Genomic DNA, 502 nt, shown 5'->3' with positions numbered 1-502 from the left:
CGCTTCCTTGAACGCCATCGAACCGGCCATGCGGAACGCGTTTTCGTTCGAGTCGACGTCGTGGTACGAACCGAACGTCAGGTGAACCTTCACGTCGACGACCGGGAAGCCGGCCAGCACGCCCGACTTCAGCGTGTCCTGGATACCCTTGTCGACCGCCGGGATGTATTCGCGCGGAATCACACCGCCCTTGATCTCGTCGAAGAACTCGTAGCCCTTGCCCTGCTCGTTCGGCTCGAGCGTGATGACTGCGTGACCGTACTGGCCGCGGCCGCCCGACTGCTTGACGAACTTGCCTTCGACGTCCTTCGCCGTCGAACGGATCGTTTCGCGGTACGCAACCTGCGGCTTGCCGACCGTTGCTTCGACGCCGAATTCACGCTTCATCCGGTCGACCAGAATTTCGAGGTGGAGCTCGCCCATGCCCGAAATGATGGTCTGGCCCGACTCTTCGTCGGTCTGCACGCGGAACGACGGATCTTCCTGCGCGAGACGGTTCAGC

At 62.2% G+C, this 502-nt stretch carries 1 pseudogene; it reads right to left on the bottom strand.

Annotated elements, in window-relative coordinates:
- Positions 1 to 502: pseudogene (gene fusA, locus ACSHSS_RS30335) on the bottom strand (elongation factor G); the annotation flags it as partial.

It is taken from the genome of Burkholderia sp. BC1 (genome assembly GCF_052683555.1).
Note: the sequence above shows the minus strand (reverse complement) of the source record. Positions and strands in the feature narration are given on the sequence as shown.